The sequence below is a fragment of the Colwellia sp. genome (genome assembly GCF_013214175.1).
GTDB lineage: Bacteria > Pseudomonadota > Gammaproteobacteria > Enterobacterales > Alteromonadaceae > Colwellia.
In genome coordinates, this window is sequence record NZ_JABSPA010000001.1 from 454,805 (window position 1) to 471,854 (window position 17,050).

The window sequence follows — 17,050 nt, forward strand, 5'->3', positions numbered from 1 at the left end:
CCTATTTATAGGTTGACCACCTTTATTGTTAGAATGAGAAGATAATAATGACTAAATATCCAATGACCGTTCGTGGTGCTGAGCAATTACAAGCAGAGCTTAAAATCTTAAAACAAGAGAAACGCCCACGTATTGTAAAAGACATTGCTACTGCACGTGAGCACGGCGATTTAAAAGAAAATGCTGAATACCATGCTGCTAAAGAAGAGCAGGGCTTTTGTGAAGGCCGTATCCAAGACATTGAAGGCCGATTATGTAATGCGCAAGTGATTGATGTAACGTCAATTCCTAACCGCGGCAAAGTTATTTTCGGAACTACAGTTAAATTATTAAATATTGAAACTGAAGTTGAAGTGACTTACCAGATTGTTGGTGATGATGAAGCTGACTTTAAAACCGGAAGGATTTCTCTTAACTCCCCTATCGCTCGTGGTTTGATTGGCAAAGAAGTTGATAGTGAAATTGAAATAACTATTCCTGGTGGCGTAGTTGAGTATGAAATCATCTCTGTTGAACATATCTAAAGACACCTAACTGTAAGTAGTTGTTGCAGAGGTTTCTGCCGCACGTCTTGCACTAAGTGTTTAGGTAAAAGCCGCAAACTTAATGTTTGCGGCTTTTTTGTGCCTGCTCAGTAACAGGTTTCGCAAAAAACATCCTCAATAAAAGTAAACTTTGGCTAGTTATACCAATTTCATTAAATTATTGCCCACTTGTGCTGGTTAAAATACGCCATGTCAGCGTTGCTCTCAATCCCAATAGCTCGCTATTGCTCAATCGAGCGCCTTGGCCTGTTTTATTTTTCCTATACACAACAAGAACACAAACTTAAAAAAATGTATTACTTAATTGTTTACTGCGAAGTAAACTTGCAAATTCAATATTATAGTAGTAGTCTTTTTGATATCAAAGTGATATCACTTTTGTGATATGTTTAGGTTTTAAAAGGAGTTCGTATGAATGAGAAAATAGGTTTTTCGATTAGTGGTTATGTTGTTTTTACTATCTTGTTAGCGGCAGCAGTATTTATTGTTAGCCAAGCTGCGATGGGTAACATTGAAATACTGACTGTACTGGTCTTTATACTGACGGTGTCAGCAATGCCCGGTTTTTTTATGGTGCAGCCAAACCAAGCGAAAGTGATGACTTTCTTTGGTAGTTATGTCGGCACGGTAAAGGCGGGCGGTTTACGCTGGACTATTCCATTATTTATGCGCAGAGTTATTTCATTAAGGATTCGAAACTTTGAATCGAATCAAATGAAAGTGAATGATAATCACGGTAATCCTATTGAAATTGCCACTGTGGTGGTTTGGTCGGTAGATGATACCGCTGAAGCGGTCTTTGAAGTGGATGATTATATCAGCTTTGTAAATATTCAAAGTGAATCTGCATTACGTAATATGGCGACCAGTTACCCGTATGATCAACACGAAGGTGATGACATAGCCTTACGTAGTCACCCACAAGAAGTATCAGAAGCGTTAAAGATAGAAATACAACAACGACTAGGGAAAGCAGGCGTCATAGTTCATGAAGCACGTATTAGTCATCTCGCTTATGCACCAGAAATCGCCAATGCAATGCTGCAAAGGCAACAAGCATCGGCAATTATTGCAGCACGAAGACTTATCGTTGATGGCGCTGTCGGCATGGTTGAAATGGCACTTAAACAGCTGTCAGAGAAAGGCATAGTTGAATTAGATGAAGAGCGTAAAGCTGCCATGGTCAGTAACTTACTGGTGGTCTTATGTAGTGATAAAAGCACACAGCCGGTAGTGAACACTGGTAGTTTGTATTAAAATATAACCCTGAATCTTTATCATTCCCGTAGGTTACTAAACAGAACTATTAGTTACCGTCACTCCGAAGTGTTTTGTCGGGAGTCTAGTGGAGGGGTTTTACTTTTGTTTACTTATTTTTTGTTTTTGTTAAATTTTGGAGGTAGCAGTGGCTGCTAAAAAAAGCTTCCCACTTAGGATAAACCCAGATGTTTTGGCGGCAATGCAGCGTTGGTCAGATGATGAACTGCGCAGCGTTAATGCTCAAATTGAATATGTATTAAGAAAAGCCTTGGTTGATTCAGGGCGAGTTAAATTGACGCAAAAAGTAGTCACTTCTCTGGTTGAGGGTGAAGAGCAAGGCAAAAAGCCTGATGCTACAGAAAAATAATCACTTGGATTAATTGCTACAAACAAAAAATGACAGCCATGGCTGTCATTTTTATAACTATTAATCTTATCAATAGTTAGCAAAGCAAAAGTAAAATTAGCTCTTAGGAATTCTAATTTTCTTTTCTGCACTCTCGCGATAAATAACTAAAGTCTTACCAATCAATTGTACTTGAGTCGCATTCGTTTCACGACAAATAGCTTCAACGATTAACGCTTTGTTTTCTTTATCATCTGTTGGGATTTTTACCTTGATTAGCTCATGGTGATTAAGTGCATAATCAATCTCAGCAACAACAGCTTCTGTTAAGCCATTATTACCCAATAAAACTACTGGTTTAAGAGGGTGTGCAACACCTTTAAGGTGCTGAATTTGTTTTTTGTTTAAGCTCATTACTAAATTTCGTTATCTGTTGCCTTGAATTGCCGTCATTTTACCCTTATCTAGAGATTAATACTAATACCAATCTTACTAATTTTATAATCATCTGTAAGTAATGCTGCTAACAGGGGCTATTTACATTTTTTGTTTTCGCTTTTTATGCTGAAAGTGAATACTTAACAAGCCTCAGTGGTATAATCCTATAATAATGAATGATCTTTTTTGAGTAAGCAAAAACATGGCAAATAAAAAACACAAAGCGAGCAGTCAGCGTTGGTTAGACGAGCACTTTGATGATGAATTCGTAAAAAAAGCAAAACGTTTAGGCTTACGTTCACGTGCTGTTTTTAAATTGGAAGAAATTAATTTAAAAGATAAATTGATCAAACCCGGTATGAAAGTGGTTGATTTGGGTGCAGCGCCAGGTGGTTGGTCGGAATACGCAGTTAAAGTGGTCGGTGACAAAGGCCAGGTTATTGCTTGTGATATCTTGCCAATGGATGCCATTGCGGGTGTTGATTTTCTCGAAGGGGACTTTAGAGAAGAAGAAGTACTCGATGCCTTATTAAATCGAATCAATGGCAAGAATATTGACGTGGTTATGTCTGACATGGCGGCGAACATGACCGGCAATGAAAGTGCAGATTCAGCCCGCAGCATGTACCTAGTTGAGTTAGCATTAGAGATGTGTAGCGAAGTCTTAAAACCTAATGGCGCCTTTGTAGTAAAAGTTTTCCAAGGTGCGGGTTTTGAAGATTACATGAAAGCGACGCGCGCAGTATTTAAAACGGTTAAAACCCGTAAGCCGGAGTCATCAAGAGCACGTTCAAGAGAAGTTTATCTGGTCGGCACGGGTTACAAGGGCTAATTAGTTTTATGAAGTTAAAGGCTGTTCATTGCCGTATAGTGAAATTTAAGGGCTAAGCCGCACTGAGAGTTCATATCTCAGGCTGTCCTTCCTATGACTCTATACTGCTTTACACTAGCCGGTTAGCAATTTAAATGTTTCATCTGTTTAATGTAACTAGTTGTTACACACGGCTAAAGTTAAATAGCGACAAGCCTTGAATTGTAGTAGATTAAGCACCATAACTGTAACAAGCATTATTACGGTTCTATTTTTTATAAATTTACCAAGCACCACAAGAGGTCATTAAGTTGAGCGATATGGCGAAAAATCTAATTTTATGGTTAGTTATTGCAGTTGTTTTGATGAGTGTATTTCAGAGTTTTTCTCCGAGTACCACACAAGAACAACAAATGGATTACACCCGATTTATTAAGGATGTACGTCAAGGACAAATTCGTGATGCGAATGTCGATAGAAATGGCGTAATTACGGGTGAAAAGCGTAGCGGTGAAGAATATAAAACCGTTATCCCTGGTGGCTATGACCGTGATTTAATTAACGATCTAGTTAAGCAAGGCGTACGTGCCCAAGGTAAATTACCAGAAGAAACTAGTTTCCTAACGACTATTTTTGTTTCTTGGTTCCCAATGATCCTACTTATTGGTGTATGGATTTTCTTCATGCGTCAAATGCAAGGTGGTGGTGGTAAAGGCGCTATGTCATTTGGTAAGTCTAAAGCCCGTCAATTAAGTGAAGAGCAAATTAAAACGACTTTCGCCGATGTTGCTGGTTGTGATGAAGCCAAAGCAGAAGTTGAAGAGCTGGTTGATTACTTAAGAGAACCAGACCGCTTTCAAAAACTTGGTGGTCGAATTCCATCAGGTATTTTACTTGTTGGTCAGCCAGGTACAGGTAAAACGTTATTAGCAAAAGCGATTGCTGGTGAAGCGAAAGTACCTTTCTTTACCATTTCAGGCTCTGACTTTGTTGAAATGTTTGTTGGTGTTGGTGCATCTCGTGTACGTGACATGTTCGAACAAGCGAAAAAAGCGGCTCCTTGTATTATCTTTATCGATGAAATCGATGCCGTTGGTCGCCAACGTGGTGCCGGCATGGGTGGTGGACACGATGAGCGTGAACAAACATTAAACCAAATGTTAGTGGAAATGGATGGTTTTGAAGGTAATGAAGGTGTAATCGTTATTGCCGCGACTAACCGTCCAGACGTATTAGATCCTGCGTTACTTCGTCCAGGTCGTTTTGACCGTCAAGTAACTGTTGGTTTACCTGATATTCGTGGTCGCGAACAAATACTTAAAGTACATATGCGTAAAGTGCCGTTAGGTGATGATGTTAAAGCATCAGTAATTGCCCGTGGTACGCCTGGTTTCTCAGGTGCAGATTTAGCCAACCTTGTTAACGAAGCTGCTTTAGGTGCCGCACGTGCTGCACTTCGCGTAGTTGGTATGAAAGAGTTTGATCAAGCTAAAGATAAAATCATGATGGGCTCAGAACGTAAGTCTATGGTGATGAACGAGTCAGAAAAAGAAATGACTGCATACCATGAAGCCGGACATGCCTTAATTGGTCGTTTGGTACCTGATCATGACCCTGTTTATAAAGTAAGTATTATTCCTCGTGGCCGTGCCCTTGGTGTAACTATGTACTTACCAGAGCAAGACAGATTCAGTCATTCTAAGCAACATTTAGAAAGTAATATTTCTTCTTTATACGGCGGACGTATTGCCGAGGAAGTTATTTACGGTAGTGATAAAGTTTCTACTGGCGCTTCAAACGATATAGAACGTGCAACCAATATTGCTCGTAAAATGGTTACGCAATGGGGTTTATCTGAAAAGCTAGGACCTATGTTGTTTGCTGAAGAAGAAGGTGAAGTTTTCTTAGGCCGTTCTTCTGCTAAGTCATTACATATGTCAGAAGAAACCGCTAAATTGATTGATGAAGAGATCAAGGCATTAATTAATCGTAACTACAAACGTGCGGAAACATTAATCAAAGACAATGTTGATATTCTTCATGCGATGAAAGATTGTTTGATGAAGTATGAAACTATTGATGCTTTACAAATCGATGACTTGATGGCGAGAACTACAGTTCGTCCACCAGCAGATTGGGATGATAAAGATAACTCTAAATCAAACAAAAAGAACGGCAATGGTGATAGCGAAGTAGAAGTAAAGAGTAAAGACGCTGAGCCAGCTAAGGATACTGAGCAAGCTAGCCCAGTAGAACCTGACACTAGCAAACCAAGCGAAGATACTCCTTCAAGCTAAGACGTTTTTAATAAATAAAAAAGCCTCGATATTCCTTGTGAATATCGAGGCTTTTTCTTATCTTATTTATATTTTAAACAAAGTATAAATAAGATAAGAAAAGATTAACTAGATGATTACAAATGATGCAACAAATATTTAAAGTTGAAAATTTCACCAAACCACAAGTGATGGCGATATTAAATGTAACCCCTGACTCATTTTCTGATGGTGGTAAGTTTGCCAGTTTTGATAAAGCACTGACCCAAGTTGAACAGATGATTAGCGACGGTGCTGATATTATCGATATCGGTGGTGAATCTACGCGTCCAGGTGCGGTTGAGGTAAGTGAAGTAGATGAGTTGACACGCGTTATCCCTCTGCTTAAAGCGATTAAAGCAAAGTTTACTATCAAGGTATCAATCGATACCAGCAAAGCCGAGGTGATGGCACAAGCTATCGCTCATGGCGCTGATATTATTAATGATGTGCGCGCATTACAAAATGAGGGTTGTTTAGCTGTATTAGCACAGAGTAATGTACCTGTATGTTTAATGCATATGCAGGGCTTACCGCGTTCAATGCAAGAAAATCCGCACTACGATGAAGTAATTGGTGACATTAAGCAGTATTTCATCGAACGTATTAATGTTTGTGAACAGGCAGGTATCAAACGAGAACGGTTAATTTTAGATCCAGGTTTTGGCTTTGGTAAAACTCTAGAGCAAAACTATCAGTTACTGGCTCAGTTACATCAGTTTAGTGACTTAGGTTTACCTTTACTTTCAGGTACATCGAGAAAATCAATGATAGGTAACTTATTAGCGCGTAAGGTCGATGAACGCCTTGCAGGTAGTTTAACTACCGCTATAATAGCCGCACAGCAAAATGTGAGTATTATTCGGGTACATGACGTTAAAGAAACAGTTGATGCCCTAAAAGTCTTAGCCATGACAGTTAAATACCAGTAATTACTACTGTCAGTATGAACAAACTAATGTTAGCAATATCATAATTTAAGTTAGTAAAACTAACAAAGCTAGCAGTGAAGCAAAGCTGCTATAGAGTAAAATATATAAGGAAAAACTATGTCTGATCGTAAATATTTTGGCACCGATGGTATACGTGGTTTAGTTGGCAAAGCTCCAATAACCCCTGAGTTTGTAATGAAGCTCGGTTACGCCGCCGGTAAAGTGCTAGCAGCGCAGGGAACCAAAAAAGTTTTAATCGGTAAAGATACCCGCATTTCGGGTTACATGCTTGAATCTGCCCTCGAAGCGGGCTTTTCTGCTGCGGGAGTAGACATAGGTCTACTTGGCCCTATGCCAACCCCAGGTATTGCTTATCTAACTAAAACATTTAGAGCCGAAGCCGGTATTGTTATTAGTGCCTCTCACAACCCATTTTATGATAATGGCATTAAATTCTTTTCACAATCGGGTGAGAAACTGCCTGATGATGTTGAATTAGCAATTGAAGCAGAGCTTGATAAACCAATGGGTTGTGTTGAATCAGCTCAATTAGGTAAAGCCACACGTATCAACGATGCAGCAGGGCGTTACATTGAATTTTGTAAAAGTAACTTTCCAAGTCGAATTTCATTAAAAGATTTAACCATAGTGGTTGATTGTGCCAATGGCGCAACATATCACATAGCGCCAAATGTATTTCGTGAATTAGGCGCAAATGTTATCGAAATTGGCACATCACCTGACGGTTTTAATATCAATAAAGATTGTGGTGCTACCTCTATGGACGCCATCAGTAAAGCCGTTGTTGAACACAAAGCCGATTTAGGTATCGCGCTAGATGGTGATGGAGACCGTATTATGATGGTCGATCATACCGGTTATGTTCTTGATGGCGATGAAATTATCTATATCATCGCGTGTAACGACCTAAAAACAGGTCGTAAAGAGGGTGGTGTTGTTGGTACCTTAATGAGCAATATGGGTTTAGAACTCGCTTTAAAAGAATTAAATATCGAATTCGCTCGTAGTAATGTTGGTGACCGCTATGTAATGGCATTACTAAGAGAGAAAGGCTGGCAGCTAGGCGCAGAAAACTCTGGCCATGTTATCAACCTTAATCACACCTCTACCGGTGATGGTATTATTGCTGCGCTTAACGTACTTACTGCGGTAACTAAGCAAGACAAATCGCTACATGAATTACGCCAAGGCATTACCATGTTGCCACAGCTGCTGGTTAATGTGCGCTTTGCTGGTGAGAACAATCCATTAGAAGATGTCAAAGTACTTGCTGCTGTAGATGAAGTTAATGAAACATTAACCGGTCGTGGTCGCGTATTATTACGTAAATCAGGTACTGAGCCATTAATTCGCGTTATGGTTGAAGGTCCAGATATGGATGAAGTAACACTATTAGCCAATAAAATTGCTGATTTTGTAAAACTGGTTAAATAGTACCGCTATTAAACCTTACTCTCTCAACCCAGCTTTAGGCTCTTAAATTTCGACTTTAAGTGGCGTTGAGAGAGTAAAGCGCAAGTTCAAACCATATTGTGCAAAATACTGTGTTATACCAATCAGCTGTACGAAATGAGTGATTTCTTGTACATATTGGTAAGTAAGTATAAAAAACCTGCAACCAGTAAAAGTTATTGTGTGAAATACTTGTATCTTTTGCGCAGGTTAGTTACTATCTCGCGGCTTCATTTTAGCAATCACTGCATTTGAAATTTAACTGAAGTGATAAGATAATAACCCAGGCTAAGAGGTATAAATGACTAGACAAGCAATTGTAGCCGCAAATTGGAAAATGAACGGTGACTCAGCCCTAGTTGATACTATGGTTTCAGGGTTAGCAGATGTTAAACTATCTTCACACGTAGATGTAGTTATCTGTCCTAGCTTCCCATATTTATCTGAGTTAGCTCAGAAAATAAAAGCAGCTAACTTAAATGAAGCAATTCATGTTGGCTCACAAAATGTAAGTGAACATGAAAGTGGAGCCTTTACAGGTGAAATATCCACAGCTATGTTACAAAACTTAGCGATTAGCTATGTAATAGTTGGTCACTCTGAACGTAGAAGCATCTATAAAGAAACGTCTACGCAAGTTGCTAAGAAAGTTCATGCGGCATTAAATGCCGGCTTAACACCTATCTTATGTATTGGTGAAAGCGAAGCAGAACGAGCAACTGGAGAAACAGAAACTGTGTTGTCAGCACAGATTCAGCCAGTTATCGATGAAATTGGCATAGAGAAATTTAATGATGTTGTTATCGCGTATGAGCCAGTTTGGGCGATAGGTACAGGGAAAACAGCATCAAGTGCGATGGCACAAGAAACACATCAGTTTATTCGTCAGTTTTTAGCTCAGCAAAATGAGCAAGTGGCGGCTAAAATACCTTTACTCTACGGTGGCAGCGTTAACGCAGCTAACTGTGAAGAATTATTTGCACAAGCTGATATAGACGGTGGTCTTATTGGTGGAGCTAGTTTAAAAGCTGAACAATTTAAAATTATTTGTTCCGCAGCAAAAGGAAGATAGAAATGTTGTATCAAGTATTAATTATCGTTTACGTACTTATTGCTTTAGCCCTAATTGGATTAGTATTGATTCAACAAGGTAAAGGCGCAGACATGGGCGCATCATTTGGTGCTGGCTCTTCTGCCACTGTGTTTGGCTCAGGTGGTTCTGGTAACTTCCTAACTTCGGCAACAACGTATTTAGCCGTAGCATTCTTTGCTATCAGCTTAATCTTAGGTAACTTAACTGCGAACAAAACTAAATCAGTTGATGAGTGGAATAACCTAAGCGTTCCGGCTGAACAAGCTATTGATGCAATTCCTGGTGAAAGCCTTGAAGCAACTACATTACCAGCTGCACAAAACAGCGATGTTCCGGCATCATCTGACGGCGCTGCTAAGAAAGAAGAAGATAGCAACGTTCCAGATTAATTTTAGCTAAGCCTCAACTTAGTTAAAAGCGAAAAAGTTTAAATATCTAGTATTGCGCGGATGTGGCGGAATTGGTAGACGCGCCAGCTTGAGGGGCTGGTGACTTAGGTCGTGGGGGTTCAAGTCCCCCCATCCGCACCACTAGATTATACAAAGAAGAACGATAAAGACCGAAACAATCTGTATTAACAGGGTTTCGGTTTTTTTAGGTCTGGAACAATCAAACTCCCAAGCTAGAGTGGTCCGTGTTACATCAAAGCTGTAACTAGATGATATTCTATGTAAATATCAAAGGTACTGGTGTTACATGGCTAAATAACCCAACCACTGACAAATATTGAAGTCAAATAGGCTAATCCAAAAGATAAAGAATATAATTTATCTGATGGTGATGGCTTACAATTAGGCATCCAACCTAATGGTACTAAGTTTTGGCTTTGCCTATCTAAGGCCTATCACGAGAAAACGAGAAAACCTCAGCTTAGGAAAATATCCTTCACTATCTATAGCGGATGCCAGAAAGCTTCTGCGTAACTTTGAAAACCACATATTTCCTAAGTTGTCACATAAGCCTATCGATTAAATCAATGCAGCGGAAACTATTGCTGTCTTAAAATAATTAGCGGCTAAAGGCAGCTTAGAAACAACTAATAAGATAATCGGTCACTTAAATGAATTGATGACTCTTGCTGTTAATACCAGCACGATTCATCATAATCCCTTAGCGGGTATTAAAGCTGCTTTTGAAACACCTAAGTCACAACATATGCTTACGTTAAAGCCAGAAGAGCTATCAGAGCTTATGAATGCCTTATCTTATGCAAGTATTAAGGTAACAACTCGTTGTCTCCTAGAGTGGCAGCTACATACCATGGTTCGACCAAGTGAGACCGCTGCAGCTAAGTGGGATTAAATAGATTTAGATAATAATATTTGGGTGATTCGGGGTGAATGTATGAAGATGAAACGTGCTCATATTGTACATTTAACCGGTTAATCTTTAGCCTTACTGCAAATTCTTAAGCCCTTAATGGCCATAGAGAATATATATTCCGAGCAGATAGAAAACCAAGTGAATCGAGTATCCCTCAAACCGCTAATATGGCCTTAAAACGTATGGGCTTTGAAGGACGGTTAGTCGCCCATGGCATGTGCTCTATTGACAGTACTACATTGAACCCAGCTTTAGCTCATGTAGATAAAAATAAGGTAAGAAGGGCATACAACCGCGCCGATTATCTATAGCGCAGAATGGTATTATTGGGCAGGTAGTCAGAACACATTGAAAATGCTTCGAATGGCGTTTTAAATGACAGCTATTACGACAAAGCAATGTATTAAGTTAAAAAACAAGGTAATGGGAATGTCGTTTGGTTCAATGGATAATAACTATATAAAGGACGATATAGTATGAACTTTAATTTTACAGGGAATATATTTATAGATTTATTTATTGCAGTGATGCTTTTCTTCATTGTGATGTTTTTTGTTCCATTACTCCTGATGAATCTTTGAGAAAGTCATTTCCATCATTTTTTCGCAAAAATATGCACTCTAGTATCGAAAAAAGTAGGTAAATTAACGGCTATTGTATTTCACACTATTTTATTACACAGAATACAAATTGAAATAACGGGTATTCAACCTAGTTCTCTTACATCAGTTGCTGACTGTAATAGAATTGGTATTTTGGCTATCTGATTAGAGGTTTCTATGGACAAAACTCCTTAGGTTTTTACTCTTGTTTAGACATGTTTGTGGTAACAGCGAACCTTTGATCGTAATCAAATGACCAACTAAAAACAGGTCGCCGCCAAGGGCTTCTTGGTGCGCTGAGCGGAAGTTACATCTCCGTTATCCCTAACGTCCGTTTCAAGGCTCAAAGAAGTAATTGAACTCGCTTCTTACTTTATCTCGGTATAAGGAGCAAACAGCCTTAGGAGTCATAGTCATTTTGTTCGTTTAGAATATGCTTTATTGGAAAACATTTTAAAGGTAGAAGTTACCACTTTTTAGTTATTCAATTAGGTAAAACCTTACTTTCCTACTACTTTACATATGCATTTTTCTCCTGATACTGTCAAAATTGTTAAAACTGAAATTTATTTCCTATCTGTAAAAAACGCTTCACTAAGTCGAAGGAACTTTATCAGTCCGAATCCATTCCACGGTGCGACTAACAAAAGCCGATAGTTCCCGTTACCTGTATCTCGCCAGTCTCGGTCAGATAAATCCCCATACTTTGTAATCTTCTAATTTTCGAATATAGACTGCGCCGTGCCAAATATCATGTTTTGATTTATCCGCTTTAATCTCTTTAGTTATTTTTTTGTGATTTTATTTGCATAAGTTAAGTAGTGTATGTACCATTTGTTGATGGGGTACAAGTGGTTCATTTAAAAAGGTGCAATATATTTATGGAAATATTCATTGATATTGATAATCCGTTGCCCCAGTTTTCCCAGCTAATTGAACAAATAAAGCTGGCGGTGCAGCAAAAGCAAATTAAACCCGGAGATCCTTTGCCGTCAATTCGTCAATTGGCAAATGATCTTGGTTTAAATAACAAAACTGTCGCTAAAGCCTATCGTTTGCTTGAAAGAGATTCTGTTATTCAAGCCAAAGGATATCGCGGTAGTTATATTCATCCTGATGCTGAGAAAAACTGTACGGTTAACCTTAACGAGCTAGTTGAGGAAAAACTAACTGATGTGATTGGTATGTTGAGACATACCGGAGCAACAGATTCAGAGATTCGTATTGCATTTACAAAGGTAATGAATTCAGATAAAAAGAGAGGGAATTAAGATGATTGAAACCATATTCTATATTTTATTTTTAAGTCAAATATTACTTTTTTCGGTGTATTTCCCTAATAAAATATATCAACGTATGCGCTATGTAATAACCCATTACCCGTGTAATCAGTATCCAAAGTTGTATCCACAACCTATCGAAAATTATCATCGTTTTCATGGTAATTATCGCTTAGCCAATTGGTTGATTGCTGCTGCTGGCTTAGTGATTTTAACCTTAAGTATAGTGTTTAATAACAAAGGTGAGTTTATTGAACCTCAAGTATTAGTGTGGTTGTTTTTTATGGTGCAGTTTATGCCAGTTATGGTGATTGAGCTTTCTGAATTTAGTCAATTTAAAATGATGCGAACAGTAGACCGAAGTTCGGTCCGTAGTGCTACTTTAAGTCCTCGTAATCTAGCTAGTTTTATTGCTCCTAAGTGGCTTTATGTTGCTTTGATTACTTTATTGATTGCCATTTTATACGGCTTTTATTTAGAAGATTTCACAATAAGTATTGAAGGTAGCGCCGTATTTGCAGCGGGGATTCTTTTGTCTGTAAATGCGTTTTTTTCTGGTTTAATTTATTGGAATCTTTACGGTAAAAAACTCAACCCTCACCAAACTGAAGCAGATCGACAAAAGGTGATAACGGTTGCAATTAAATCGCTAGTATTTATCAGTATCAGTGCCAGTATATTCTTAATGGTTACCTTGAGTATTAAAGAATATCAATTGCATAGTTTAGCACCGTTAGCTATGACTATATATTTGCAAGTAATTGCGCTGTTTTCATTGGGTAATTCCATCGGCAGTATTAAAGTTGATGAATTAAATTTTGATTTATACAAAAAAGGGTCTTTGCTGTGAAGTCCATGAGTCGCTATTTTTGTAAATAGGAAATAGAAATCAATTTACCTCTGTATAAGTGGTTATATCTCTCTAGGTCACTTTGTAGTGGCTAAGTAATTCAGGCTACTAATTTATAACTACAACCCGTTTCAGGTGTGTTTTCGCCTTAGAAGTAATGCTCTATTTCATCTGGGTTTTTATAAAGGTCAACGACCGATTTGGTGGCGAAGCGGACTATTTATTGTGATGAATTCATATCAAAATTAAGACCGCTTTGTTAAGGTTTTCAGATATCAGCCAGTACACAAAACTTATCAACAACTCTTCAACAGAAGGCTGATGTCTGAAAGGCTCACAATGAAGAAACCGCGGGAAGCAAACTCGGTGTTATGGGGATTGCTTAATTGTCTTTTGTTCTGAGTGGGGGAAATGCTTTAGGAAGACTACGCTAGGTTGCTTGAATATGTTTTTCGACATAAATATCACCTCTCATACATGTTTATTTTAGGCCTATTCGACTCGTTTTCATAAGTTGGACAACGTCATTCCTTATCAACTCTCGTCAATAATTTACCCAGTTGTTAATCACATACCCTGCAATAAAGGCGGTGCTCGAGGCAAATACAAATGAAGCAATACTTCGGTCACTATCATGCCTGCACCACAACAAGGGCACACAAAGGTAGCTGTTGGCTCATGCGCTTTTGCTTCACCCGATATCTCTTGATCCAATGGCACTATCGGGACTTTGACGTATAATAATTGTCGCGCCTTAGCCAAGTTCTTTTTACGACCTGTGTTAGCCGTCAAACCGTAATGACGAATACGGTGAAAACCACTCGGTAACACATGTAGCAAAAAACGTCGGATAAACTCATCTTTCGTCAACGTCATGACTCGGTGTCGTTTTTGCTCCTTAACGCGATAGTTCTTCCACTTAAAACTCACCGTTTGTTTATCCATAGCAACCAGTCGAGAGTTCGCAATAGCAACACGATGGGTATAGCGAGATAAATAAGCCAATACTGCTTGTGGCCCTGCAAAGGGTCGTTTGGCATATACTACCCATTCAACGTTGCGTTGATTATTTAGCCAAGCAAGAAAGGATTTTTCCTCCGTAATAGATAAACAATCACCAAAGAACTGTAATTTATTCTGCTCATACGCTTCACGTAATCCCTCAAGATATAACCGTCGAAACAACCGTGATAATACCCGCACAGGTAAGAAAAAACCTGATTTACACGATATCCACTTTTCACCATCGAGTGATAAACCACCGCCAGGAATAATGCCATGCACATGCGGGTGATGCGTCATGGCACTGCCCCACGTATGCAAGACAAAAGTCACTCCTAAGCGAGCACCTAAATGTTTGGTATCCGCGCCAATCGTTAACAGTGTTTTGGCAGCCGTTTTAAGTAACAACCCATACATCACTGATTTGTTGTAATAAGCCAATTCACTGATAGGTTGTGTCAAGGTGAAGACAACATGATAATAATCGACAGGTAATAACTCTGTTTGTCGTGCAGCTAACCAGCGTTTCGCTGCGCTAGCTTGGCACTTCGGACAATGGCGATTTCGACATGAGTTATAAGCAATTTGAGTATGCTCACAGGCAGGGCAATGTAAAACATGACCACCGAGCACTTCACTGCGGCAATGTTCAACGGCAGACATCACTTTGAGTTGATCTAAACTGACATGACCCGCATGACTCTCACGCCAATGTTGGCCGTGCGCTCGAAAGACATCAGCCACTTCCAGTGTTGGGCGAGGCATGAGCGGCTCAATGCTTTATCGACAATGAATCTAATGGGCTGATAACTTGTCTGAGTAAATCCGTGGCCACTTGCGTATACCGCGCCGTGGTATTCAGTTGAGCATGCCCCAGTAATACTTGGATCACGCGAATATCTACACCCGCTTCAAGTAAGTGCGTAGCAAAACTATGACGCAAAGTATGCATGGAGACATTCTTGTCAATGGCCGCGGCCTTAGCGGTTTGCTTACAGACTCGACTCAAGTGACGAGCTGTCATGTGGTCGATAGGGTTCAAGCCAGGAAATAACCAACTACCTGCAAACATTTGGCCTTCATGGTTCGCAAAACACCACCAATCCCGAAGATGATCAACGAGTGCGGGTGATAACAGCGCATAGCGATCACGACTGCCTTTACCTTGCTCAACACGCAGGATCATACGTTCACTATCGATATCACTCACTTTTAAAGCCACCACTTCACTGACACGTAATCCCGAGCCATAAGCGACGGCTAACGCGGCTTTGAATTTAGGATGCATGGGACAAGACATAAAGCGCTTAGCCTCTTCTAGACTCAACACCACAGGCAATTTACGGGCAACCGTCACGGGACAAGCCCGTGCGATGACTTCAGGTTTATCGAGTGTTATTTTGAATAAGAACATAAGTGCCGTTAGCGTGGCATTGACGGTGATACCAGAAACACCGTGAGTGACCATGAAAAGTTGGAACTCACGCAACTCTTCTTGGGTGGTGGTTTCAGGTGAGTGTTGTAAAAATTCACAGAGTTTATTAACACCACGGATATAAGATATTTGTGTGTTAGTGGCAAGTTTACGCAGGATCATGTCTTCGTTAATACGCTGACGCAGTGGTGCTGAAAAATATGGGCTAATGTTCATGGGGTATTCTCCAAGCTAAGGTGAGGCGACATGCCTCAAGACTTAGTTTAGGAATAAGTGAAGGTGTTAAAGGGGTGAACGGTGCTTGCCAAACACACCATTACCGCGGAGCGGTTTAGTTCTTTGTGGTAAAAGTGATCCTTAACTCGTCGACCTCAACAGATTCATTTTTTTAGTATTAAAATAGATTAGTGCTAATGACTTCTTGGTGCGCAATAGAGTCCTTTCAGGTTGAATAAACCTATAATCAGGGAGTTCAGTTCATGTACATATCTCATACGAATATTATGCGCTCATTATCTTGATGATTTCCGCTTTGCTTTCGATGAACTTAGGTACACCTTAGCTCAATAACGAATACTCAGGGCTTGCCCTTAAACGCTATCTATATTGCTTTCGAAGAGCTTTGGCATACATGCGGACAATAATAATTGGAGGTAATTATGACTAAGTTTTCAGGTAACTATTCTGTTTATATCGGTATGGATTGGATAACCAATATACATAAGCAATATAAGGGGCAAATAGCGGTTACTGTAGAGCTATCTAAAGGGCCGATCGTTTATGCACTTCAAAAGTTAGATTTTGTCACTATCAATCCTGTTAACCCATCTATGTTAGCCACGTACCGTAAGGCATTTTCTCCTAGTGGAGCCAAAGATGTTCCAACGGATGCTAGAAAACGGTCTAAAACTTGAGATTGATACACTCACAATGTCCAGATACAGGAGACATAAACTGTATGTTCGACAAGTTGACCAAACCGAGCTTTACACTATGAAAAGTACTTTTATAAAAATATTTTTTAAAATTATTTAAGCAGAAACTTATCATTTCTCACTACAGGTACAACGCCTTTTATGGTCATGCAAGAAGCTGTTTCCGTAATATCCAGTTTATGATAATTAAGGGCGATTGTCATGGCTATAAGAGGGCAGCATTTTTGCCCATCAACTAACATCGTTTTGTGATGGCTTGATTTTATTTGGTGAATTGCTTTTGGCGTAGAAAATTCCATTTTTAATATTCTTCTTTAATGACTCCATATATCGACTAGTATAGAAAATACTATACACATAGCAAGGTACTATCGGATCACAAAGTAGAAATACTAGAAAGCATCAATTTT

General features: G+C 39.3%; 15 protein-coding genes, 1 tRNA gene and 2 pseudogenes. 14 read left to right on the top strand and 4 right to left on the bottom strand.

Annotated features, from left to right (window positions below):
• The first annotated feature begins 47 nt into the window (after nt 1-47).
• The 3 genes from greA (at nt 48) to HRT55_RS01980 (ending at nt 2,172) form a co-directional block, all read left to right on the top strand.
• Nucleotides 48-524 carry a transcription elongation factor GreA gene (greA, locus tag HRT55_RS01970; RefSeq protein ID WP_291614188.1) on the top strand — a complete coding sequence of 159 codons (477 nt, stop codon included), beginning with the start codon at nt 48-50 and terminating at the stop codon, nt 522-524.
• 432 nt (nt 525-956) lie between these two features.
• Nucleotides 957-1,802, top strand: a complete 846-nt coding sequence (locus HRT55_RS01975) for an SPFH domain-containing protein (protein WP_291618395.1) — start codon at nt 957-959, stop codon at nt 1,800-1,802.
• 148 nt (nt 1,803-1,950) lie between these two features.
• A complete protein-coding gene (locus tag HRT55_RS01980; RefSeq protein ID WP_291618397.1) occupies nt 1,951-2,172 on the top strand; it encodes a hypothetical protein in 222 nt (73 codons plus the stop codon).
• A gap of 96 nt (nt 2,173-2,268) precedes the next feature.
• Here the strand turns inward: HRT55_RS01980 and yhbY are convergent, their stop codons facing one another.
• Nucleotides 2,269-2,565, bottom strand: a complete 297-nt coding sequence (gene yhbY, locus HRT55_RS01985; protein ID WP_291618399.1) for a ribosome assembly RNA-binding protein YhbY — start codon at nt 2,563-2,565, stop codon at nt 2,269-2,271.
• Between the two features lie 226 nt (nt 2,566-2,791).
• Here yhbY and rlmE point away from each other — a divergent pair, with 226 nt between their 5' ends.
• The 10 genes and pseudogenes from rlmE to HRT55_RS02035 all read left to right on the top strand — a co-directional run bounded on the left by rlmE (nt 2,792) and on the right by HRT55_RS02035 (nt 13,268).
• Nucleotides 2,792-3,421: a 23S rRNA (uridine(2552)-2'-O)-methyltransferase RlmE gene (gene rlmE, locus HRT55_RS01990; RefSeq protein WP_291618401.1), complete on the top strand. Its 630-nt coding sequence runs from the start codon at nt 2,792-2,794 to the stop codon at nt 3,419-3,421.
• Nucleotides 3,422-3,711: 290 nt separating this feature from the next.
• The gene (gene ftsH, locus HRT55_RS01995; RefSeq protein WP_291618403.1) at nt 3,712-5,697 is read left to right on the top strand and encodes an ATP-dependent zinc metalloprotease FtsH; all 1,986 of its coding nucleotides are present in this window, start codon (nt 3,712-3,714) and stop codon (nt 5,695-5,697) included.
• Between the two features lie 125 nt (nt 5,698-5,822).
• Entirely contained in the window at nt 5,823-6,647 is an 825-nt protein-coding gene (gene folP, locus HRT55_RS02000) for a dihydropteroate synthase (protein ID WP_291618816.1), read from the top strand.
• Between the two features lie 117 nt (nt 6,648-6,764).
• Complete coding sequence (gene glmM / locus HRT55_RS02005; protein WP_291618406.1) at nt 6,765-8,102, top strand: phosphoglucosamine mutase; 1,338 nt, start codon at nt 6,765-6,767, stop codon at nt 8,100-8,102.
• 319 nt (nt 8,103-8,421) lie between these two features.
• Nucleotides 8,422-9,192, top strand: coding sequence for a triose-phosphate isomerase (tpiA, locus tag HRT55_RS02010; RefSeq protein WP_291618408.1), 771 nt, complete (start codon nt 8,422-8,424; stop codon nt 9,190-9,192).
• A 2-nt stretch (nt 9,193-9,194) separates the two neighbouring features.
• Entirely contained in the window at nt 9,195-9,602 is a 408-nt protein-coding gene (secG, locus tag HRT55_RS02015) for a preprotein translocase subunit SecG (RefSeq protein WP_291618410.1), read from the top strand.
• Nucleotides 9,603-9,658: 56 nt separating this feature from the next.
• Nucleotides 9,659-9,743, top strand: a tRNA-Leu gene (locus tag HRT55_RS02020).
• 174 nt (nt 9,744-9,917) lie between these two features.
• A pseudogene (locus HRT55_RS02025) lies at nt 9,918-10,874 on the top strand (tyrosine-type recombinase/integrase).
• Nucleotides 10,875-12,019: 1,145 nt separating this feature from the next.
• A complete protein-coding gene (locus HRT55_RS02030) occupies nt 12,020-12,409 on the top strand; it encodes a GntR family transcriptional regulator (RefSeq protein WP_291618412.1) in 390 nt (129 codons plus the stop codon).
• 1 nt (nt 12,410) lies between these two features.
• On the top strand, nt 12,411-13,268 hold the full coding sequence (locus HRT55_RS02035) for a hypothetical protein (protein ID WP_291618413.1): 858 nt from the start codon (nt 12,411-12,413) through the stop codon (nt 13,266-13,268).
• 567 nt (nt 13,269-13,835) lie between these two features.
• Here the strand turns inward: HRT55_RS02035 and HRT55_RS02040 are convergent.
• Nucleotides 13,836-15,035, bottom strand: coding sequence for an IS91 family transposase (locus HRT55_RS02040; protein ID WP_291618416.1), 1,200 nt, complete (start codon nt 15,033-15,035; stop codon nt 13,836-13,838).
• Nucleotides 15,036-15,042: 7 nt separating this feature from the next.
• Nucleotides 15,043-15,921, bottom strand: a complete 879-nt coding sequence (locus tag HRT55_RS02045; protein ID WP_291618418.1) for a tyrosine-type recombinase/integrase — start codon at nt 15,919-15,921, stop codon at nt 15,043-15,045.
• 443 nt (nt 15,922-16,364) lie between these two features.
• On the opposite strand from HRT55_RS02045, the pseudogene HRT55_RS02050 reads away from it, so the two are divergent.
• Nucleotides 16,365-16,598: pseudogene (locus tag HRT55_RS02050) on the top strand (IS110 family transposase); the annotation flags it as partial.
• A 134-nt stretch (nt 16,599-16,732) separates the two neighbouring features.
• Here the strand turns inward: HRT55_RS02050 and HRT55_RS02055 are convergent.
• Nucleotides 16,733-16,939, bottom strand: coding sequence for a hypothetical protein (locus tag HRT55_RS02055; RefSeq protein ID WP_291618419.1), 207 nt, complete (start codon nt 16,937-16,939; stop codon nt 16,733-16,735).
• Nucleotides 16,940-17,050: the final 111 nt, after the last annotated feature.